This window comes from Rhizobium pisi, assembly GCF_003938655.1.
Taxonomy (GTDB): domain Bacteria; phylum Pseudomonadota; class Alphaproteobacteria; order Rhizobiales; family Rhizobiaceae; genus Rhizobium; species Rhizobium pisi.
In genome coordinates this window covers 223,399-243,706 of record NZ_RJJT01000008.1, presented here as the reverse complement: position 1 = coordinate 243,706, position 20,308 = coordinate 223,399, and the positions used below count along the sequence as shown (strand labels likewise).

The window sequence follows — 20,308 nt, the reverse complement described above, 5'->3', positions numbered from 1 at the left end:
TCGTTTTCCCGACCAATAGGCGAACCGTGAGCAGGCCTCTTGCAGATTCTTGCTATGAAATCGATCTGCCCGGACTTCCGGCTCGCCATGAGGGTTGTCCGCCGGTATTGTTCGCACGGCATGGTCAGGTGTGGGGAAGAATTGGTGAAATATAGTCACCCCTCGGTTTTCAGATTTTTGTCCGCATCTCCCACCGCGCGGATGTCGCAGTCCATCGATTTGGGGTTCGGGCGATCAGCTGCTATCTGGAGCAATGCACACGACAGGATGAGCTATCAGCGGCCGAACGGTCACACGTTCAGTCTTTATCTCAGGGGCGGCGCTGGAACGCGTCGTCTAGATGGCAACCCCGCCGCGCGCGGCCGTCCGGGAGTCCTGTGCATCATGCCACAGGAGCATTCGTCCGAATGGGAAATCACCGAATTCTCCCAATTCGCCCATCTGTATGTTCCCGATGATCAGATGCGCCGGATGTTTGCGGAGACGTTTGACCGCGATGCCCGGCTTATGGCTCTTCCCGAAGTGACCTTCGCAGAGGCACCCGCCTTGGCGCGCAGGCTTCGGCAGATGACGAAAGCGATGGTGGCGGGCGGTCATCTGCAGGCCGAGGAAGCGATGACACAGACGATCAACGATTTCTTCGTTGATCCGCGTTATGGAGGGATGCGTCCCTGCGCGATCACGGGCGGGCTCGCCCCTCATGTGCGGCGCCGGAGTCTGGAATATATCGAGGCCCATCTCGATGAGACAATCCGCTTGCAGGATCTGGCGGCGATCGGGCAGCTCAGCGCCTTTCATTTTCAGCGGATGTTCCGGGCAAGCTATGGCGTGTCCCCGCATGGCTGGGTGGCCCACCGGCGTGTCGAACGCGCCAAATCGATGTTGTGCGGCACGGACTCAATCGCAGAGATCGCTTCCGCCTGCGGCTTCAGCAGCCAGAGCCACATGACACGGGCATTCAAGCTGGGCACAGGCGTCACACCCTCTGTCTACCGGCAACGATAATGAAGTGCCTTCGCTCGATAAGCGTTTGTTCGTTGTGGGCGGGACGAGACGGCAGTCTTGATCTCTAAAACCAATCCGCGCCTCGACACCTGCAAAAGCCGCTCGGCTAAACTGAGGGCTCTTCGGACTTCCAGACCTCACTTCACCGCGATGACGACCTTGCCTTTCGCGCGTCCCCTTTCCACATAGTCCAGCGCCTCATTGGTCTTCTCGAATTGGAAGGCCCGGTCGATGACGGGGCGGATGGCGCCTGCCTCGATCAGCGAGGTGATCTTGCCGAGCTGAGCGCCGTTTGCGGTCATGAAGAGGAAAGAATAGCCGATCCCCCGGCGTTTCGCTTTCCGCCTGATGCCGAAGCTCAAAAGGCGCATGACTTGCTGCAGCAGCCAGCCCGAGCCATTCTCCCTGGCGAAATCGGGGTCGGGCGGACCGGATATCGAGATCAGCTTGCCGCCCGGCTTCAGAACGGCGAGCGATTTCTCCAGCGTGTCCTTGCCCAGGCTGTTCAACACGACATCATAGCCCTTCAGCACCTTTTCGAAGTCGTCCTTCTTGTAGTCGACCACCACGTCGGCGCCGAGGCTTTTCACCAGATCGATGTTCACAGTGCTCGTGGTCGTCGCCACATGGGCGCCGAGATGTTTGGCAAGCTGGATCGCGACCGTGCCGACGCCGCCGGAGCCCGCATGGATCAGTATCCTCTGTCCCTTCTTCAATTTGGCACGCTCGACCAAAACCTGCCATGCGGTCAGCGCCACCAACGGAATCGATGCGGCCTCTTCCATGTTGAGTTTGGCGGGCTTCAGTGCGACATCGGCCGCATCGATGGCGATATACTCGGCGAACGTCCCGATGCGATCCTGGCCAGGCCGCGCGTAGACCTCGTCGCCCGGCTTGAACTGCCGGACATTCGCTCCGACCCGGACCACGACGCCCGCGACATCATTGCCGAGCACCAGGGGAAGCCGATAGGGCAGAATGAGCTTGAATTCCCCATCCCGGATCTTGGCATCCAGCAGGTTCACACTGGCGGCATGGATCTCGACCATCACGTCGTTTTCACGCAGTTGCGGTTCGGGGCTGTGGCCGAGCCTGAGGGCGCCGCCTTTCTTGTAGCGATCGATCAGGAATGCTTTCATGGGACGAACTTTCGTTTCTGTGGTGAGCCGGCGCAGCGACAGGGCAGGCTCAGTCGGGAAGCTTGTTGAATTTCCGGAGGTTCCTGTCGACGAAGGACTCGGGCAGGAAGCGGCGGATGAAGCGGACCTGTCCTGCGGCTTTTCCGGCCGTGTAGCGTCTCTTCGGCGATGGCGCATTGGCGGCTCGGACGACAGTTGCGGCAACCACTTCGGGTGCATCGCCCTTCGAGACGATTTCACGCATCAGCTTTTCGGCGTCGGCACGTACCGCATCGTAGACGGCGAGCGGCCGGTCCGGCCGCGTGATGTTCTCCTCGAAGGAGGTGCGGGTGACGCCAGGTTCGACGAGCACGACGCGGATGCCTTGCGTGCGCACTTCATGGTCGAGGGATTCCGAATAGCCTTCGATCGCGTGCTTGGTCGCGGCGTAAAGCGCGTTGAAGGGCGCCGGGATCAGCCCGAGGATCGAGCTCAGGTTGATGATCCGGCCGCTGCGCTGCCGTCGCATCACCGGCAGCACCGCATTCGTCATCCGTACGGTGCCGAAGACGTTGACGTCGAATACGGCTTTGGCTTGTGCCGTCGTCGATTCCTCGGCGCCGCCGAGCAGGCCGATCCCGGCATTGTTGACGAGAAGGTCGATCCGTCCCGTGCGTTTGAGAACCTCGTCGACGGCGCCCTGCACGGATTGATCGTCGATGACGTCGCAGACCAGCATGGTGATTCCATCGGCGGTGTCCGGCATCGGCTTTCGGCTGGTGCCGAACACACGGTAACCATCGCGCCGCAGCGCTTTCGCCGTCACCAGCCCAATGCCGGATGAAGCCCCGGTGACCAGGGCAATGCCGCGTTCTCTCTTGCTCATCAATATCTGCCTTCGTTTTGGCATGGAACATCTATGCGCATTCTGTTACTATCAAATTGATAGCGAGTCACTACTAAAAAGATATCGACATGAAGAATCTTTCGGACCAACCCTGTCTGATCGCCCGCAGCCTGGCGCTCGTGGGCGATGCGTGGAGCATGCTGATCATGCGCGACGCCCATGCGGGGCTGACCCGCTTCGATGATTTCCGAAAAAGCCTCGGCATCGCCCCGACGATGCTGACGGGGCGGCTGTCATCGCTGACCGAGGAAGGGCTATTGGAAAAACGCCGCTATTCCGAGCGCCCGCCGCGCGACGAATATGTACTGACGGAGGCTGGCCGCGACTTTCTGCCGGTTCTGTTTGCGATCGGCGCCTGGGGCCGCAAGCATCGCGGCGGTGGTGAAGTCACCCGCTTCTTCGACGCCGAGACCGGAACCGAGATCGATCCCGTGACCATCGACCGCGCGACCGGCGCTCCTGTGGGCACCCGCCCCATACGGATCGCCGAACCCGGATGCGCCGCCCCGCCGCAGGATCAGCAGGACTGACTCCGGGTGCGGGCCTGTTTGGCGGGACAGCTTAAAGCGACTGAGTATCCTTGCCATCACCGCCTTCGGCGATGGCAGGGATGATACTCAAATCAAAGTCTTACGACTCCTGCAGCCCGTAGAGCAGCGGCATCAGCCCTGCGAGCGCCTTGAAACGCTCCCACGACTTGGAGGAAGGCTTCGTCCAGCCCGTTTCGGCAAGGGCCGAAAGGCGCGGGAAGACGAGGCGGTCAAAAACGGCGCGATCCGTCATCGGTTCAGACCAGATGCAGGCCTGGATACCGAGGAGCTTCTGTTTCTGCGCCGCCGTCCAACCGCCGACCGGGTCGAAATTGTAGAGTTTTTCCGCGTCGGAGGTTCCTGCCCAGCTGGCGCCGGGTTCATCCCAGTTGGGCCTGAGTGCCATGTCGAGGTAATAGACCTGCCCGGGGCAGACGACCATGTCGTAGCCGCGCTCGGCGAGCTCGGCCGAGACCTCGACATTGCGCCAGCTGCAGAGATAGCTCTTCGCCTTGTCGATGACGTCGCCGTGGGCTGCCTCTTCCCAGCCGCCGGTGACACAGCCCTTGCTTGCAAGGAAGCGCTGGACGCGGTTCAGGAACTCCGCCTGCAGGATGGCGGCGCCCGAGCCGTGAATGTCGTCGGCGCCGTGGGTATTGGTCACGACGTTCAGCCGGTTGGCATGCGCATCGGCAACTTCGTCGCCGGCGACGGCGCGCAGGCGGGTGAGCGCTTCCGGCGAGCCCGACCATGCGCCGAGAGGCACTTCGTCGGCGCCGAGATGAATGGTCTTGAACGGAAAAAGTTCGATAAGCTCGGAAAGGATCGTCTCGACGACCTCGTAAGTCTTTTCACGGGCAGGATTGATGCAATTGTCGGGAAAGCCCTGCACTGAATAGTAGCTGCCGATTTCATCAGGATCGCGCAGCTCCGGTATGGCCTTCTGCATGGCGTAGCAATGGCCGGGCATGTCGATCTCCGGCACGATCTCCACGCCGAGGCCTTTTGCGTAGGCGACGATGTCGCGGATGGCGGCCTTGGTGTAATAACCGCCCGTCCGGGCCGGGCTCGAGCCCAAGAGCGGCGGAACGGCAAGGCCGTGGCCGCGCCAGGCGCCGATCTCCGTCAGTGCTGGATAGGCCTCGATTTCCACGCGCCAGGCTTCGTCATCGGAAAGATGCCAGTGGAAGCGGTTGAGCTTGTTCCAGGCAAGCACCGCAATCAGCTTTTTGACTTCGGCCGCGGCATAGAACTGGCGGGCGACATCGAGATGCAGCCCGCGCCAGCCCATCGACGGCTCGTCGACGATCTCGCCGGAGCCGGGAAACTGGAAGACCCCAGGATGCAGCCTTGCCCCGCGCCAGATCTGGCCAAGTGTCACGAGACCGTAGAGGAAGCCGGTCCGGCTGCTCGCCTCGATCGCGATCGTTTCTTCGTCGAAGCTCAGCCGGTAGGCTTCCGGAGTGAAGCCGGCGGCATCTTTCAGGGTAACCCGAACAGCGCCTTCCGCTTCGTCCCGCACGATGCCTTCGACGGCGAAGAGATGATCCACCAGGGCCGCGAAGCTTCGGACTGCGGCCTCCCCTTCGGCGCTCTGCGCCTGCGGCACAAAACCGGCCGGCAACGGCCGGCGCGAGGCGACCGCCACGCGGTTCGGCCAGGGAACGATCGACACCTGAACCGGCGCATTGGCGGGAACGGGATAGATTTCGGCACCACGCTTCAGCGGCGCGTTGCTGACTGAGGATCGCGTCGGCTCGATGGAGAGAACGATGGTGCTGCCGTCGGAGAGTGCCAAATAGGCGCTCGTCGCGCCGTCCGTCCAGTGGCGGAACTGCCAGCTGAGCGCATAGACCGATATCGTCCAGGTCTCGCCGGCGCCGAGAACGAAATTGGCGGGAGGCCGGAATTCGGTGAAATTCGACAGCCGCTGCGAGACGCTGGCGCCTTCGACCCGCCCGGCGGGATCGACGCGGCCCGGGCCGCTCACGCAGAGGGAGAAATTCGAAAGCGGCTCGGCGCTGAGGTTCTTGAGGCGCAGCACATAGGAAAATTCCTTGCCGTCGGCCGGCGGGTTCCAAAGGGTTTCAAGCCGCAAGGCTTTTGGTCGCGGTGTGGACATGGTCACTCTTTCCTTTTGAAGATCGGCCCTTTTGACGATCGGGCTTTTGAAAATCAGGTCTTGAGCATTCCGGCATCCTTCAACCGGGAACGCCGAGCGCGCGTATGAAATGATTGGGGCCGACCTGTTCGATGACGATCGATTCAGGACGGCACAGCGAGCGTACCTTTTCCGCCTGTTCGAGGAAACGCGCGCTCCCACCCGTCACGAACGGCCGGCTGCCGTCGGGAACGGCGGAAAGCAATAGCCGCGTATAGGGATGGCGGGGATCGGAGAGAACCGTATCGGTGTCGCCCCATTCGACCATCTGGCCGGCGAACATGACGACGATCTCCTCGGCCACATGCGCTGCCGTCGCGATGTCGTGGGTAATGTAGAGCATGGCGAGATCGTTCTCGCGTTTCACTCTGGCGAGCAGATCGAGAATATCCTTGCGGATAGAGACATCGAGCATCGAGGTCGGTTCGTCGGCGACCAGCACGCTGGGTGCGACGGCAAGCGCACGGGCGATGTTGACGCGCTGGCGCTGCCCGCCCGAAAGTTCATGCGGGAATTTCTGCCGGGTCAGATCAGGCTCCAGCCCGACGCTTGCCAGCAGGCGGGCAATCTCTCCGGCAAGATCCGCCCCGGAGCCGCTCTGTCGATGCAGTTGCAGAGGCCGCGCCAGATGATGGCTGACCGTGAAGGCCGGATTGAGCGAGGAGAACGGATCCTGGAAGACCATCTGCACCTCCCGGCGGTACCGATGCTCGTCCTTCGCTTCGCCGCGGAGTTCCTGCCCGCGGAAAAACAGCCTGCCGCCCGTCGGTTTGTCCAACCGGGCGATGATGCGGGCGCAGGTCGTCTTGCCGCAGCCGGATTCACCGACGAGCGCCAATGCCCGACCGGGAACGAGTGAGAAGGATACGCCTTTCAGCGCGCGCACCGGACCGAAATTGCGCGTGATGTCCTCAAGCCGGATCACGGCTTCGGCGACGACCGGACTTGCCTCCGCTTTCATGCCACGACTCCCGATAGATGCGGATTGCCGGGAAGCTGTGGAATGGCATTCCAGAGCTTCTTGGTATATTCGTGCCGCGGCGCCTGGGCGACCTGGCGAACGTCCCCCACTTCGACGAGTTCACCCTTCAGCATGACACCGATGCGCTGGCAGAGCTGCGCCATCAGATGCAGGTCATGGGTGATGAAGAGCACCGAGAAACCATAGCTCCGCTGCAGATCGACGACCTGTTCGAGGATCTCCCGCTGCACGACCACGTCGAGCGCCGTCGTCGGCTCGTCCATGATGATGAGTTCCGGTCTTAGCGCCAGGCAGATCGCGATGACGATGCGCTGGCGCATGCCGCCGGAGAATTGGTGCGGATAATCGCCGATGCGATGCGTGGGAATGCCGACGAGGCGGAACATCTCCTCGGCCCGGGCTCTGGATTCCTCATGCGAACAACCGGTGTGCCGGCGCAGAACGTCATGGAATTGCGCCTCGACCCGCATCAGCGGATTGAGCGAATTCATCGCGCTCTGGAAGACCATGCCGATGCGCTTCCAGCGGATTTTCTGCAGCTCGCGTTCCGGCAGCCTCAGGAGATCCTGTCCGGTAAGCCGGATGCTGCCGCCGCTGATCCAGGCGGGCGCCTTGGAAAGACGCGTGATGGCATAAGCGATCGTGCTCTTGCCGCAGCCGGATTCCCCGGCAAGCCCGAAGATCTCGCCGCGGCCGATATGGAAGGAGACGTCCTTGACGGCGCGGAATTCTCCCTTGTCGACGAGATAGTCGACATTGAGCTTTTCGATCTCAAGAAGATTGTCGCTCATCGGCCGAGCTCCAGTTCCCTGTTGCGGGCGCGGGTGAGGCGGAACCAGCGCGTCAGCGCCGGGCCGGAGCGAAGCTGCGGGTTGGCGATCTCGTCGAAGGTGAAATTCAAAAGCGCAAGGCCGAGCCCCGTCACCGCGATGCCGAGCGCTGGTACCCCGATGTCCCACCACGCGCCGACCATGATCGCCGAGGAATTCTGGGCATTGTAGAGCATGGTGCCCCAGGAGACTTTCAGCGGATCGCCGAAGCCGAGATATTCGAGCGTCGTCTGGGCGACGATTGCGTAGATGATGCTGCCGACGAGGTTGATCCCGATCAGCGTCGTCAGGTTCGGCAGGATTTCCACGAAGATGAGGCGCCAGGCCGGTTCTCCGATCATCTTGGAGGCCGTGACGAAATCGCGATTGCGCAACGCCATTGTCTGCGAACGCGTCATGCGGGCGCCCCAGGGCCAGGAGGTCAGCGCGATGATCGTCATGATCGTCATCGGTCCCACCGTACCGGCAAAGGAGGCGAGCAGAATCAGAAGCGGCATGTTCGGGACGACCAGCACGGCATTCGTCGCAAGATCGAGCACGGCATCCGTCCTGCCTCCGGCATAGCCGGCGACAAGGCCGATCGCGGTGCCGAGAACGGTGATGGCGATCCCCGTGGCGAAACCGACGGACAGAGAGCTGCGGGCGCCCCAGACGAACTGGCGATAGACATCCCGCCCCATCTTGGTGGTGCCCATGACATGTTCGATTGACGGAGGCTGATGCGAGCGGCCAACGCGCGCGCCGGGCTCGCCGGGCGCGATCACCGGCGCAAATAGTGCCATCAGCCACAGGACGGCAATGATGATGAGACCGGCGAGCGCCTTCTTCTGCTTGAGGATAGGCCACGGCGTGAAGCTCATTAAACGGCCTCCCGCAATCTGGGATCGACGAGCCCGTAGATGATGTCGACGAGGAAATTGGCGCCGAGGGTCGCGAGTGTCATCAGCAGCAACTGTCCCTGGATGACGGGATAATCGCGGGCGATGCTTGCGGTATAGAGGGTCAATCCCAAGCCGGGATAGTTGAAGACGATCTCGGTGACGATCGAGCCGCCGAAGACGGCGCCGAGCATCAGCGCCAGGTTGGTCAGCACGGGAAGCATGGCGTTGCGCGCGCCGTAGCTGAACATGACTGTGAGGTGGCTGAGCCCCTTGGCGCGGCCCATGGTCACATAGTCCTCGCCGAGCACCGAGATCATCGACGAGCGCATCGTCGTCTGGAATTCGCCGATCAGGAACGGTGAAAGCGTCAGGACCGGCAGGATCGCATGGATGAACACGCTGCCAACGAATGTGAAATTGAATGAGGGATCGAGGTTCGGATCGTAAGCGTAGCCCACCGGAAACCAGCGCAACGACACTGCGAAGACGAAAAGCGTCGTCAGCGCCACGATGACCGGCGGCACCGATATCATGATCACCGAGAGCGGCGAGACAATCGTGTCGAAACGCCCGCCGCGGCGCCAGGCCGAAACCGCGCCCAGCACGACGCCGACGCAGAGCGAAAAGACGATCGCGGTCGTGACGAGGAAGACCGTCCAGAGCGTCGAACGGCCGAGAACCTGGACGACGGTCTGGGGATAATATTTGACCGAGACGCCGAGATCCAAGGTAGCAAGCCCCTTGAGGTAATCGACGAATTGCCAGAGCATCGGCTGGTCGACCGCGCCGAAGCGCGCCTTGATCGCCTCGACCGCGGCCGGCGTCGCCCGTGGACCGAGCTGGGCGACCATGGCATCGACCGGGCTCCCCGGCATGAGCCGGGGAAGAATGAAGTTCACGACGATGGCGAACGCCAGGGCGACCGCATAGACGCCAAGGCGCCGGCTCGAAACGCGCATTTCCGCTCCCTCGTCAGACTCAGCTGACCGGCTTGAGGCGCAGCAGATGCATCAGGCGCATGCGGTTGTTGTCATGATCCTCCGGATTCATGACGGGCTCCTTGTCGGTAACCCAGCCGGTGAAGCGCTTGCTGGAGAACTGGTACCAGGTCGGTCCGTTGAAGACGGGCACGACGGGGAAATCGTCGGCGATCAACATCTGGATGTCGTTGAAGATCTTCTTGTGATCGTCATCCGACGTCGCCTTCAGATACTGATCGAAAAGAGCGTCGAGCTTCGGGTTCGAATAGCGCGACGGCGCGCCGGTGATGCGCCCGCCATAGGCGGTCGAAAGGCTCTGGTAGTAGCCGCGGAACGGCGTTGCGCCGTCGGCGCGGGAATTCATGACGACTTCGAAGCTGCCGTCGATGATCTGCTTGCGCCATTGCTCATATTCGGGTGTGGCGACGGAAGCGTTGATGCCGGCGGCGCGCAGGCCTTCAACCGCGATCTGCACCGCATCGATCCAGTCCGTCCAGCCGTTCGGAACGATGATCGGGAAGGCGATCGGCTTGCCGCTCGGCGTCGTGCGGAAGCCGTCGGCGCCCTTCTTGTAGCCGGCATCGTCGAGAATCTTGCTGGCCTTCTTGGTATCGAAACCCATGAAGGCATCCTTGTCGCCTTCCGCATTTTTGTTGCGCCAGGTCTCGAAGCGCGGCGGCAGGCCGGTCGCATGCTCGTTGACGACGGGATAGCCGAAGCCTGCGATATCGACCATGGAGGCGCGGTCCATGGCGAGGCTGAAGGCATGGCGGAAGTTCAGGTCCTTATAGGCTTCGAGATTGCCTTCATTGCCGCTCTTGAAATTCATCTGGAAGGCGACGGTCTCGGCCGGCGGCTGCCAGTAGCCGTTATGATCGGCATCAAGCGCGACGAAGGTCTTGTCGATCTGCGGGATGAAGGATCCGATCCAGTCCATGTTGCCTTCGGGGAGAATGGCAAGCATCTGGTCGTTGCCCGAGATCTGCGGCAGCCTGAGGCAATCGACATGCAGCGAGGCTGCATCCCAATAGTTCGGATTGCGGCACTGCTCATAGACCTGCGGCGTGAAACGGCGCAGCTCCGTCATCGGACCGGACCCCACAGGCTTCTCGTTCTTGAAGGCAACAGGATCGCAGACATCCTTCCAGATATGTTCGGGAACGACCGCGAGATCTGCAAGCGTTTCCGGGAAATCGGAGTTTACGGCCTTGAGATTGATCTTGACCTCGGTCGCCGACGGCGTCTCGACTGATGCAACGGTCTCGCCGACGCCGACGGTGTCAAGCGCCGGGTTCTTCAGCATGAGATCGATCGTGTATTTCACGTCGGCCGATGTCAGCGGCTGCCCGTCTGACCATTTCACGCCTGACCGTAGCGTATAGGTGACCGATTTCATGTCCTCGGAGAATTTATAGTCGGTCGCCAGACGAAAAACCGGCTTTCCGCCGTCCTCCGCATTGAAGATGACCAGCGGCTCGTAGATGAAATCCATCGTGCTTTGCCGGCGCCCGGCAAGGTCGAACGGATTGAAGTTCTGCACCCAGCTGGTCTGCTCCTCGATATGCATCGTCAGCACCGACTCTGCGGCCGCTTTGCCCGCTCCGAAGGCGATGAGCGTCGTCAGGGCCGTTGCCGTCGCCCAGCCTGCATGCACGAAAATGTCGCGGAATACGCGCTTGCTCGAACTCATTTCGATGTTCCCCTCGTTATTATTTTTGAAGTCAATCAAATTGATTTAATATTGATAGTCAGTTTCCAGCCGACCCGTCAATTGCTGATCTCAAATTTCTGCAGCGCCTGGGTGGACGGTTCTCGGCAGAATTCAACCTGCATGGTTTTGGCCGGGGTGACGGATTTCTGTTGGCAGGTCCCTATCGCTTCCGTCCTCATCCGAACTATGGTGTCGGCATCGACGAGATCGCGGTCTGCCCTTTGTCTCCGGCATGCCGATCGAGCTTGAATATTCGCATCGGGGCGGAGAATACCGTACTCGTGGGATCATCGCATGCTGGAACGACCGGGGCCTGCCCGTCCTGACAAAGCGCCCGCCATTGTCTGGCTCGGCTTCATGGCCATGTGCGTCGGCATGTTCATGGCGATTCTCGACGTCCAGGTGGTGGCGACGTCGCTGCCGACCATCCAGTCCGCTCTGGATATCGGTCCGGATCAGATGAGCTGGATACAGACGGCCTATCTCATCGCCGAAGTGGTGGCGATCCCGCTGACCGGCCTCCTGACGCGGCTGCTGACCATGCGATGGCTGTTCGTCGTCGCCATCAGCCTGTTCGTCGCCGCCTCCGCCGGCTGTGCGGCAAGCGGCAACTTCGGCGAGCTGGTGGCCTGGCGCGTGCTTCAGGGCTTTTCCGGCGGAACGCTGATCCCTTCGGTATTCTCAGCCGTCTTCATCCTCTTCCCGAACGAGCGCCAGGCTCTGGCTACGACGATTGCCGGCGTGCTTGCGGTGCTGGCGCCGACCGTCGGGCCGATCGTCGGCGGATGGCTGACCCAGACCTATTCCTGGCACTGGCTGTTCCTGATCAACGTCATCCCCGGCATCGCCTCGGCCATCGTCGCGGCACGCTTCCTGCTGCGGCAGGCGCCCGATCCGTCCGAGCTCGGACATCTCGACGGCCCGTCGCTGCTGCTGATGGCGACTGCGCTGACGACCCTAGAACTCAGCCTGAAGGAAGCACCGACGAGCGGCTGGATCTCGGCCTATGTCCTCAGCCTGCTGACAGTGTGTCTTGCATCGGGAAGCATTTTCGTCTGGCGAACGCTGCGCAGAGACAGGCCGATCGTCGATCTCGGCAATTTCGGCGACCGCAATTTCCTCGTCGGCTCGGTGCTGAGCTTCGTCCTCGGCATCGGCCTCTTCGGTTCGGTCTATCTCATGCCGGTCTTCCTCGCTTTCATCAGGGGGCATGATGCGCTTGAGATCGGCATGACGATGCTGGTCACCGGCATCGCGCAGCTGGTCACGGCGCCGATCGCGGTGGCGCTGGAGAAGCGCATGGATGCGCGCCTGCTGTCGGCCGTCGGTTTCACGCTCTTTGCAATCGGCGTCGGGATGAGCGCCTTTCAGGATCCCCGTTCGGACTATGACGCGATGTTCTGGCCGCAGATCGTGCGCGGCGTCGCCATCATGTTCTGCCTGCTGCCACCGACGCGGCTGGCGCTCGATACGCTTCCGCCGGATCGCATTCCCGATGCCAGCGGTCTTTTCAACCTGATGCGCAATCTCGGCGGGGCAATCGGCATCGCCCTCATCGACACCATCATCTACACCCGCTCGGAACCGATGGGACAAGACCTCTGGGCTCGCCTCCAGGCCGGCGACGTCGGGGCCGCGGCATTCGTCGGCGCGCCTGTTCAGACCATATCGGGACATAGCGGCAGCTTCGATGCGGATACGACGGCGATGCTCGATCCCCTGGTCCAGACGGCGGCAAGCGTCCAGGCCATCAACGAGGCCTGGATGGTAGTCGCCGTCCTGACCGGCTGCGCCCTGCTCTCCGTGCCTTTCGCCCGGCGCCCGGCGCCGGCATGAGATCCACGTGACGAGCCCGGCCTAAGAAAAATCACCTAACCTATTGATTTCACGAGAGGTGTCTCATCAATAGCGAACCTTGCAGGCGATCAGGTCAGCTCCATCACAATGATATCCGTGGTGCACGAGGCAACGATCCATATTTTGCAGCAAGCTGCCGCAAAATATGGCCATGCGTCGACGCGGCTACCGGCTACGGGAAATATCAATCAGATACAGAAACGTCGATCCATCGACCGGTCCCTTGGCCACCGTAGATATCAACGTCAATCCACACGTTGCCACGTACGATCATATTGGCGGCCTCTCGCGTCATCGTTCCGTTCCGCAGCATCTGCTCCAGAGCTTGGCGATTTACCGGATCGGCAAAGAATGAGTCTGATTGATCGTCAGAATCGCGCACATGGTACTGATGGAAATTCGCCCGGTCTTGTCGGATGATCTGCCACGGTTGGGTAAGTCTAACCCCATTTGAATTGTAAAGATCAGCGTCGCCAATATAGGCGCGATAGCTCTCGATCAAGCGGTTGCTGTGGGTGGCCTGGACTCTCGCTTGAGCGTGCGCTGTTCCCGCCAAAATAACTGAGCTGAATAGAATCGATAATAATTTTCGCATGTTGCCCTCTCTCAATGAGAGGGTCTTACCTAGAGTCACGCTAATTCGCCAAGCAAAAAGCGTCTTGTTGGAAACACCCATGAATGCGGCTTGTATTGCACCGTTCGAAGGGATGTACGGCTACACTCGACCTTCGCCAACACGAGCCAGACCAGTGCGCGATTGACTGGGGGCATGCTCCAAATACCGAAGCAGAACACAGCGGTGTAGACGCAGTGAAGCGCTCTGTTTCACACGGGCATGTGCGACAGCTGAAACACGTTTATCGTGCGCTTGATTGGGGTGGCAGACGGAACTCCCGTTGCCTATCTGCCTCGCTTTAGACCAGTGTTTGTTTCGTTCTAATGTGAGTTCGTCACCTGTGATAGATTGCCGATCGCCGGATCGCCGGTAAGATTTCCTACAATTATTTTGCGTCATCCTTCGATTCCCTCTGATGCCAATCGACGAGAACCCCAATGTCCCCGGACCCGAAGCGCAGTTTGCAAATGCCGAGACGCGAAGAGCTTGGTCTGTTCACGATCAGCAACGGCTCCGGCTTGTCGATATCGGCCTTGCCGAACGGCACGCTGTTTGCCATCGGATATGCCGACGACAAAGGATCGGTGCAGATCAATCAGATCCAGGGCTCGCCGCTCTTCGGCGGGATTGGCCGCCTTTATCTCCGCGTCGGCGGTGCTGCGCCTCGCGTGGTCGAGATCGTCGGACCTCGCGCCAATGGCAGCTTCGGGCAGGATGCGACGAGCTTCTCCTGGAGCGGTAAAACAGGCGATATCGGCTATAACGTCCGCCTCGAGCTTCATCCTTCCGAAACGGCATGGTTCTGGCGCGCCTCGGTCCGGCATCTGAAGAAGGGAACGCTGCCGGCGGACCTGGTGCTGGTCCAGGATGTCGGCCTCGGCGACCGCGGCTTCCTGATGAACAGCGAAGCCTATGCCTCGCAATATGTCGATCACCACATCGCCGATCATAAGACATATGGTCCTGTTTTGATGAACCGGCAAAATCTCAAGCAGTCGGGCGCCCGCAATCCCTGGCTCATGCAAGGCTGCCTCGACGGCGCGGTCGCCTATGCCACGGATGCGATCCAGCTGGTGCAGGCGAAAGACCTCCTTGGCGACCTGCTGGTGGGTCCCTTCGGCGCCAGCCTGCCGAGCGAACGGCGGCAACAGGAGACGGCATGCCCCGCCATTCAATCGAAATCATTCTCCGTTCCGGCAAGCGGTGCCAGCGCGACCTTCTTTGCGCTGTTTGCTGCCGATCATCCCGAAGCGTCGAGCGATGCCGACCTTTTGCGGCTCGATGGGCTTGCGGCCATGGAAAGTGCAGCCGTTGATATCGAGGAAGCAGCACCGGTTCGCAGCCTGTTGCAGGATGCTGCCCTGCTGCAGGCCGAGCCGCTCGACAAAAAGGCGATTGTCCGGCTTTATCCGGAACGGAGCCTGGAAGAGCGCGCCGGCGGAAAGCTTCTTTCGTTTTTCGTGCCGGATGGCACTTTGAACCGCCATGTCGTCCTGCGCGAAAAGGAACTTCTGGTGGCCCGCCGCCACGGCGCGATCGTTCGCAGCGGCCAGAACATGCTGCTCGACGATTCCACCCTTGCCGCGACCTGCTGGATGCAGGGCATCTTCGCCGCGCAGCTGACGATCGGCAATACCTCCTTTCACAAGCTCTTTTCCGTATCCCGCGACCCCTACAATTTGACGCTGGCCAGCGGGCTGCGCATCATGGCCGATGTCGGCGCGGGCTGGCAGCTTCTGGCGGTGCCCTCGGCTTTCGAAATGGGGCTCAGCGATTGCCGCTGGATCTATCGTTGTGCCGACGACCGCACGATCACCGTTGCGGCTACCGTCTCCGGCGAAGATGCGGCGATGCAATGGACCGTCTCCGTCGAGGGCAGGCCGTGCCGCTTCCTGGTGTTCGGCCACGTCGTTCTCGGCGAGCGCGAATATGACGCGGGCGGGCAGATCGAATTCGATACGTCGGGCAAACGTATCCGCTTCTTGCCGGATCCGGCCTGGCTCTGGGGCGAACGGTATCCTGACGCCAGCTATTGGATGGTGAGTTCGACCCCCGATGCCATCGAGGAAATCGGCGGCGACGAACTGCTCCACACCGATGGGATCACGCGCAACGGTGCTTTCATCGCGCTGCGATCCCGGCCGACGCAAACGCTTTGCTTTGCGGTCGTCGGCTCGCTGACTGATGCGGCCTCAGCCGAGCGCCTGGCAGAGCGTTATGAGGCAGGCGTTACCGATGAGGCCATGCTGACCCCGGCATCAAAATTCTGGCGCAACGCCATACGCGGCATGACGATCGACAGCACGTCGCCCGATCTTGCCGCACAGGCGACCCTTCTGCCCTGGCTCGCACATGACGCCATCGTGCATCTGAGCGTGCCGCACGGCCTCGAGCAATATACCGGCGCTGCCTGGGGCACACGCGATGCCTGCCAGGGCCCGATCGAATTTCTGCTCGCCTATGAGCATGATGGTGAGGCCAAGGAGGTGCTGAAGACCGTCTTCAGCGAGCAGTACCTGGAAAAAGGCAACTGGCCGCAATGGTTCATGCTCGAGCCCTATTCCAACATCCGCGCGGGCGAAAGCCATGGCGATATCGTCGTCTGGCCGCTGAAGGCGCTTTGCGACTATATCGAAGCCACCGGCGATCTCGCCATACTCGACGAAAAGGTCTCGTGGCGCGATGAAAATACCATGCAGAAGGCGCCGGAGGCCGATACCATCGCGATCCATGTCGAGAAGCTGCTTGATACCGTGCGCGGGCAGTTCATTCCGGGAACGCATCTGATCCGCTACGGAGAGGGCGATTGGAACGATTCGCTGCAGCCGGCCGATCCGCATCTGCGCGACTGGATGGTCAGCAGCTGGACCGTTGCGCTGCTCTACGAACAGGTCGTCCGGTATTCCGTGATCCTGCGCCGCCTCGGGCACGATGAAAGGGGCAAGGCGCTCAGGAAGATCGCCACGGCGATGCGTCGGGATTTCAACCGTCATCTCATCCGTGACGGCATCGTCGCCGGCTACGGCATCTTCGATCCCGAACATGACGGCGTCGAATTGCTGCTGCATCCGAGCGACAAGCGCACTGGCTTGCATTTCTCGCTGATCTCGATGACGCAGGCGATGCTTGGCGGCCTCTTCACGCCGGTTCAGAGACACGATCATATGAAGCTGATCGAAGAGCATCTGCTCTTTCCCGACGGCGTGCGTCTGATGGAGAAGCCCGCGACCTATGCCGGCGGGCCCGAGACGCTGTTTCGCAGGGCTGAATCCTCCTCCTTCTTCGGCCGCGAGATCGGGTTGATGTATGTGCATGCGCATCTGCGTTATTGCGAGACGCTCGCGCTGGAAGCCGAGGCGGAGGAGCTCTGGAAGGCAATTGCCGTCGTCAATCCGATCGCCGTCACATCAGCGCTGCCGCACGCTTCGCTGCGCCAGCGCAACACCTATTTCAGCAGCAGCGATGCGGCTTTCCACGACCGGTATCAGGCAGCTGCCAAATGGGAGCGGGTCAAGGCGGGAAAGATCGCCGTCGACGGCGGATGGCGCATCTATTCGAGCGGCCCGGGGCTCTACACCCGAAGCATTGTCGAAAATATCCTGGGATTCAAACGGCGCTTCGGACGGCGTAAGCACAAACCACTTCTTCCCGCGGCTCATGCTTCTGTCGATTTGCAAACGGATCACGCCGCCTGGCGGCGGATGATGATGAAGCCGTAGAAGAGAAGAGGTTCAGGACGAGGTGCTGGCGTCGCGCAGCTCTTCGAAGCGCGCGGTGCTTTTCGACAGGTGGGTTCGGATGGCGCGGCGGGCGGCGGACTCGTTGCCGTCGCGGATCGCCGCGAATATGGCGTGGTGTTCCCTGCGCATGCGCGCGGCATGACGCTTGCGCTCGGCGGAGGTCATCTTGTCCAAGCGCGCCCACTGCCGCGGCACCATGATGTTGCCGAACGTATCGAAGAGGCGGCTGTAGTAAGAATTCTGCGTCGCGACCAGGATGGACCGGTGGAAGGCATAATCCTCCTGTGCGCCATATCCGCCTTCCTCGAGAGCCTTGTCGAGCGCGTCGAGGCGATCCTGCATTCGGTCTATGTCTTCCCCCGTGCGCCGCAGGGCCGCAAGGCCGGCGGCTTCGTATTCGATCCCCATGCGCAGCTCCAGCACGCGCAGAACCTCGTCGATCGACTGCAGGTCGTTCGGAATGATAGAGAAAGATCTTGGCGTCGGATCGTTCGAGACGAAAGCCCCGAGGCCCTGGTGGGTGGTGATCAGCCCCTTCGCGCGCAGCGTGGCGAGCGCCTCACGCACGATCGTCCGGCTGACGCCGGTCGCCACCATGATCGCCTGTTCGGTCGGCAGGCGCTGGCCGGGCTTCAGGTCGCCGGACTCGATCTGCGCCATCAACGTATCCGCAAGGCCGCTGCGCAGGTTCGGCGGCTGGCGAGTGGTGTTGAAGACCGCGTTGTCCTTGTCCGTCATCCCGTGTCGAAGTCCTGCGTGTCGACGCGGCTGCGCCGGCCATTATCCTGTGCTAGCGCATGCCGGCGGGAAAGGCAAAACGGCGGGAGCCACGGCAACTCGTGCCTGGTCAGTCGGGAAGCTGGATCACCGCGCCAGCCAGCCGCCGTCGACCGGTAGCACCGTTCCGTGCACGTAGTCGGATGCCGACGATGCCAGGAATACCGCAGCGCCTCCGAGTTCACTAGGCGTTCCCCAGCGCCCGGCCGGAATGCGGGCAAGGATGGCGGCATTCCGGTCAGGATCCTCGCGCAGCGCCGTGGTGTTGTTGGTGACGAAATAACCTGGCGCGATGGCGTTGACGTTGACCCCCTTGCCGGCCCATTCGCAGGCAAGCAGCTTGGTCAGTCCGGCAAGCCCGCTTTTCGAAGCAGTGTAGGACGGGATGCGGATGCCGCCCTGGAACGAGAGCAGCGAGGCGATGTTGATGATCTTGCCCCTGCCCTTTTCGACCATGTGGCGGCCGGCCGCCTGCGAAAGGAAGAAGGCGGTCTTCAGGTTGACGTCGATCACCGCGTCCCAGTCCTCTTCGGTGAAGTCGAGCGCGTCGGCGCGGCGGATGATGCCGGCATTGTTGATAAGAATGTCGAGGTCACCGAAGGTGCGGATCGTCTCGTCAACGATCCCCTTGACCGGTTCGATGGTGGAAAGATCGGCCTTGACGACATGAAAGCGGCTTCCCGCCTCTTTCACCAGTGCCTCGGTCTCGTCCATCGACGAGCGCCCGACGGCGACGATGGACGCGCCGGCGCCGGCCAATGCGGCAGCGATGGCCTGACCGATACCGGTATTGGCGCCGGTGACCACAGCCGTCCGGCCGGAAAGGTCGAAGGGATTTGCCACGGTGCTCACCTCAGATCCGCAACAGCGATATGGTCCATATCGGTAAAGCTCTTGTTGTCGCCGGCCATCGCCCAGATGAAGCTGTAGTTGCGGGTGCCGGCGCCCGAATGGATCGACCAGGGCGGCGAGATGACCGCCTGCTCGCTGGCCACGACCATATGGCGGGTCTGCTGCGGTTCGCCCATGAAGTGGAAGACGCGCTGGTCAGCCTCGAGATCGAAATAGAGATAGGCTTCCATGCGCCGGTCATGCTTGTGGGCCGGCATGGTGTTCCAGACACTGCCGGTCTCCAGCATGGTGAGGCCCATGGTGAGCTGGCAGGACTGGCAGATCTCAGGATGAATATACTGGAAGATCGAGCGCTTGTTGGAGGTCGCCGGGTCGCCGGGGCTCATATGCCTTGCCTTGTCGCGGGTGAGCAGCACGGTCGGGTGCGTGGCATGCGCTGGAGTCGAGACGAGGTAGAACTTTGCGGGATCGGCAGCGTCGTTGCTTTCGAAGCGGATGTCCCGGGCACCCTTGCCGACATAGAGGCAATCATATTTGGCAAGATCGTAGCTCATGCCGTCGACGATGATGCGGCCGGCGCCGCCGGTGTTCAGCGCGCCAAGTTCACGTTCGGCAAGGAAGGTTTCCTGCCCGATCGCCGTCGGCGCCGTGAGCGTCAGCCCGGTGCCGAGCGGCGTCGCGCCACCGATGACCATGCGGTCGTAGTGGGAGTAGGTGAGCCGGATCTCGCCGCCTTCGAAGATGGTTTCCACCAGAAAGTGACGCCGCAGCGTCTCCGTGTCGAAATCACGCACGGCCTCGGGATGGGAGGCGTGCCTCACGTCGATCTGCATGTCATTTTTCCTTCAGCTTCGTTGTCGTCGGCCATATCGCTATCGCGGAAGCCGGTCTTGCCTGTCGCCTTCCGCTGCGGTGGTATCCGTCTGGTTACATAGTTGTACGACAAGTTTGGTGTCAACAGGTTTGTCCCGTGCTCCCTTGAGGAGACGCGAGGCTCGTAAAAGCATGGAGGCAAATTTGAGAATAATCGGGAGAAATTGTCGGAGCTGCTCGCGACCAGACGGTGATCACAAGCGGCCGCTCCCGGCATTCCGTCGGCCAAAACGAAAAAAGCCTGCCGCGGGAGGAGGTGCGGCAGGCTTTCGAAAAAATCGAACGACAGCTGGGAGGAGGAGTGCTGTCGTTCCGACAGACGATCCTGGGAGGAGGATGGAGCGCCTGTACATCGAAGGGATGCGGGAGGAGGTGCATCGCTTCGATAGAAATAATCATACTTATTTCCTGCTCAGTTGATAGGCATTTCTTTGCAGGGCAGCTATGCGTTATGCGAAAAGCGGACGGCTCCGTCACGCGGGGGAGGA

At 61.4% G+C, this 20,308-nt stretch carries 16 protein-coding genes; 4 read left to right on the top strand and 12 right to left on the bottom strand.

From position 1 onward, the window contains the following. Positions 1-144 precede the first annotated feature (144 nt). A complete protein-coding gene (locus EFD55_RS13545) occupies positions 145-1,005 on the top strand; it encodes a helix-turn-helix domain-containing protein (protein ID WP_483475641.1) in 861 nt (286 codons plus the stop codon). A gap of 137 nt (positions 1,006-1,142) precedes the next feature. Here EFD55_RS13545 and EFD55_RS13540 read toward each other — a convergent pair whose 3' ends face one another. Next, a complete protein-coding gene (locus EFD55_RS13540) occupies positions 1,143-2,144 on the bottom strand; it encodes an NADP-dependent oxidoreductase (protein WP_125845562.1) in 1,002 nt (333 codons plus the stop codon). 49 nt (positions 2,145-2,193) lie between these two features. Beyond that, positions 2,194-3,009 carry an oxidoreductase gene (locus tag EFD55_RS13535; RefSeq protein ID WP_125845561.1) on the bottom strand — a complete coding sequence of 272 codons (816 nt, stop codon included), beginning with the start codon at positions 3,007-3,009 and terminating at the stop codon, positions 2,194-2,196. Positions 3,010-3,098: 89 nt separating this feature from the next. Here EFD55_RS13535 and EFD55_RS13530 point away from each other — a divergent pair, with 89 nt between their 5' ends. Then, positions 3,099-3,560: a winged helix-turn-helix transcriptional regulator gene (locus EFD55_RS13530; protein WP_125845560.1), complete on the top strand. Its 462-nt coding sequence runs from the start codon at positions 3,099-3,101 to the stop codon at positions 3,558-3,560. A 100-nt stretch (positions 3,561-3,660) separates the two neighbouring features. Here the strand turns inward: EFD55_RS13530 and EFD55_RS13525 are convergent, their stop codons facing one another. From EFD55_RS13525 to EFD55_RS13500, 6 genes are all read right to left on the bottom strand, one after another. Next, a complete protein-coding gene (locus EFD55_RS13525) occupies positions 3,661-5,682 on the bottom strand; it encodes a beta-N-acetylhexosaminidase (RefSeq protein ID WP_125845559.1) in 2,022 nt (673 codons plus the stop codon). A 79-nt stretch (positions 5,683-5,761) separates the two neighbouring features. Beyond that, positions 5,762-6,682, bottom strand: coding sequence for an ABC transporter ATP-binding protein (locus EFD55_RS13520; protein WP_125845558.1), 921 nt, complete (start codon positions 6,680-6,682; stop codon positions 5,762-5,764). Then, on the bottom strand, positions 6,679-7,494 hold the full coding sequence (locus EFD55_RS13515; protein ID WP_125845557.1) for an ABC transporter ATP-binding protein: 816 nt from the start codon (positions 7,492-7,494) through the stop codon (positions 6,679-6,681). Before EFD55_RS13515 ends, EFD55_RS13520 begins: the two co-directional genes overlap by 4 nt. After that, on the bottom strand, positions 7,491-8,393 hold the full coding sequence (locus EFD55_RS13510) for an ABC transporter permease (protein ID WP_125845556.1): 903 nt from the start codon (positions 8,391-8,393) through the stop codon (positions 7,491-7,493). Before EFD55_RS13510 ends, EFD55_RS13515 begins: the two co-directional genes overlap by 4 nt. Next, positions 8,393-9,373, bottom strand: a complete 981-nt coding sequence (locus EFD55_RS13505) for an ABC transporter permease (RefSeq protein WP_125845555.1) — start codon at positions 9,371-9,373, stop codon at positions 8,393-8,395. The genes EFD55_RS13510 and EFD55_RS13505 overlap by 1 nt, the downstream gene beginning before the upstream one ends. 19 nt (positions 9,374-9,392) lie before the next feature. Beyond that, positions 9,393-11,084, bottom strand: coding sequence for an ABC transporter substrate-binding protein (locus EFD55_RS13500; protein WP_125845554.1), 1,692 nt, complete (start codon positions 11,082-11,084; stop codon positions 9,393-9,395). A gap of 315 nt (positions 11,085-11,399) precedes the next feature. Between EFD55_RS13500 and EFD55_RS13495 the strand changes: the two genes are divergently transcribed. Continuing rightward, positions 11,400-12,941, top strand: coding sequence for a DHA2 family efflux MFS transporter permease subunit (locus tag EFD55_RS13495; RefSeq protein ID WP_125845553.1), 1,542 nt, complete (start codon positions 11,400-11,402; stop codon positions 12,939-12,941). Positions 12,942-13,146: 205 nt separating this feature from the next. On the opposite strand, the gene EFD55_RS13490 is transcribed toward EFD55_RS13495, so the two are convergent. Beyond that, positions 13,147-13,557, bottom strand: coding sequence for a hypothetical protein (locus EFD55_RS13490; protein ID WP_125845607.1), 411 nt, complete (start codon positions 13,555-13,557; stop codon positions 13,147-13,149). Between the two features lie 458 nt (positions 13,558-14,015). Here EFD55_RS13490 and EFD55_RS13485 point away from each other — a divergent pair, with 458 nt between their 5' ends. Continuing rightward, on the top strand, positions 14,016-17,297 hold the full coding sequence (locus EFD55_RS13485; protein ID WP_125845552.1) for a GH36-type glycosyl hydrolase domain-containing protein: 3,282 nt from the start codon (positions 14,016-14,018) through the stop codon (positions 17,295-17,297). Positions 17,298-17,309: 12 nt separating this feature from the next. On the opposite strand, the gene EFD55_RS13480 is transcribed toward EFD55_RS13485, so the two are convergent. The 3 genes from EFD55_RS13480 to kduI all read right to left on the bottom strand — a co-directional run bounded on the left by EFD55_RS13480 (position 17,310) and on the right by kduI (position 19,780). Next, a complete protein-coding gene (locus tag EFD55_RS13480; protein WP_125845551.1) occupies positions 17,310-18,056 on the bottom strand; it encodes a FadR/GntR family transcriptional regulator in 747 nt (248 codons plus the stop codon). Positions 18,057-18,182: 126 nt separating this feature from the next. Next, a complete protein-coding gene (kduD, locus tag EFD55_RS13475) occupies positions 18,183-18,947 on the bottom strand; it encodes a 2-dehydro-3-deoxy-D-gluconate 5-dehydrogenase KduD (RefSeq protein ID WP_281039984.1) in 765 nt (254 codons plus the stop codon). After that, the gene (gene kduI / locus EFD55_RS13470) at positions 18,944-19,780 is read right to left on the bottom strand and encodes a 5-dehydro-4-deoxy-D-glucuronate isomerase (RefSeq protein ID WP_125845549.1); all 837 of its coding nucleotides are present in this window, start codon (positions 19,778-19,780) and stop codon (positions 18,944-18,946) included. Before kduI ends, kduD begins: the two co-directional genes overlap by 4 nt. Positions 19,781-20,308: the final 528 nt, after the last annotated feature.

Excerpts from the sequence above, each read along its gene's own strand:
- EFD55_RS13540 (WP_125845562.1), bottom strand. The coding sequence starts at position 2,144 with ATGAAAGCATTCCTGATCGATCGCTACAAGAAAGGCGGCGCCCTCAGG.
- EFD55_RS13535 (WP_125845561.1), bottom strand. The coding sequence starts at position 3,009 with ATGAGCAAGAGAGAACGCGGCATTGCCCTGGTCACCGGGGCTTCATCC.
- EFD55_RS13530 (WP_125845560.1), top strand. The coding sequence starts at position 3,099 with ATGAAGAATCTTTCGGACCAACCCTGTCTGATCGCCCGCAGCCTGGCG.
- EFD55_RS13525 (WP_125845559.1), bottom strand. The coding sequence starts at position 5,682 with ATGTCCACACCGCGACCAAAAGCCTTGCGGCTTGAAACCCTTTGGAAC.
- EFD55_RS13520 (WP_125845558.1), bottom strand. The coding sequence starts at position 6,682 with ATGAAAGCGGAGGCAAGTCCGGTCGTCGCCGAAGCCGTGATCCGGCTT.
- EFD55_RS13515 (WP_125845557.1), bottom strand. The coding sequence starts at position 7,494 with ATGAGCGACAATCTTCTTGAGATCGAAAAGCTCAATGTCGACTATCTC.
- EFD55_RS13510 (WP_125845556.1), bottom strand. The coding sequence starts at position 8,393 with ATGAGCTTCACGCCGTGGCCTATCCTCAAGCAGAAGAAGGCGCTCGCC.
- EFD55_RS13505 (WP_125845555.1), bottom strand. The coding sequence starts at position 9,373 with ATGCGCGTTTCGAGCCGGCGCCTTGGCGTCTATGCGGTCGCCCTGGCG.
- EFD55_RS13500 (WP_125845554.1), bottom strand. The coding sequence starts at position 11,084 with ATGAGTTCGAGCAAGCGCGTATTCCGCGACATTTTCGTGCATGCAGGC.
- EFD55_RS13495 (WP_125845553.1), top strand. The coding sequence starts at position 11,400 with ATGCTGGAACGACCGGGGCCTGCCCGTCCTGACAAAGCGCCCGCCATT.
- EFD55_RS13490 (WP_125845607.1), bottom strand. The coding sequence starts at position 13,557 with ATGCGAAAATTATTATCGATTCTATTCAGCTCAGTTATTTTGGCGGGA.
- EFD55_RS13485 (WP_125845552.1), top strand. The coding sequence starts at position 14,016 with ATGTCCCCGGACCCGAAGCGCAGTTTGCAAATGCCGAGACGCGAAGAG.
- EFD55_RS13480 (WP_125845551.1), bottom strand. The coding sequence starts at position 18,056 with ATGACGGACAAGGACAACGCGGTCTTCAACACCACTCGCCAGCCGCCG.
- kduI (WP_125845549.1), bottom strand. The coding sequence starts at position 19,780 with ATGCAGATCGACGTGAGGCACGCCTCCCATCCCGAGGCCGTGCGTGAT.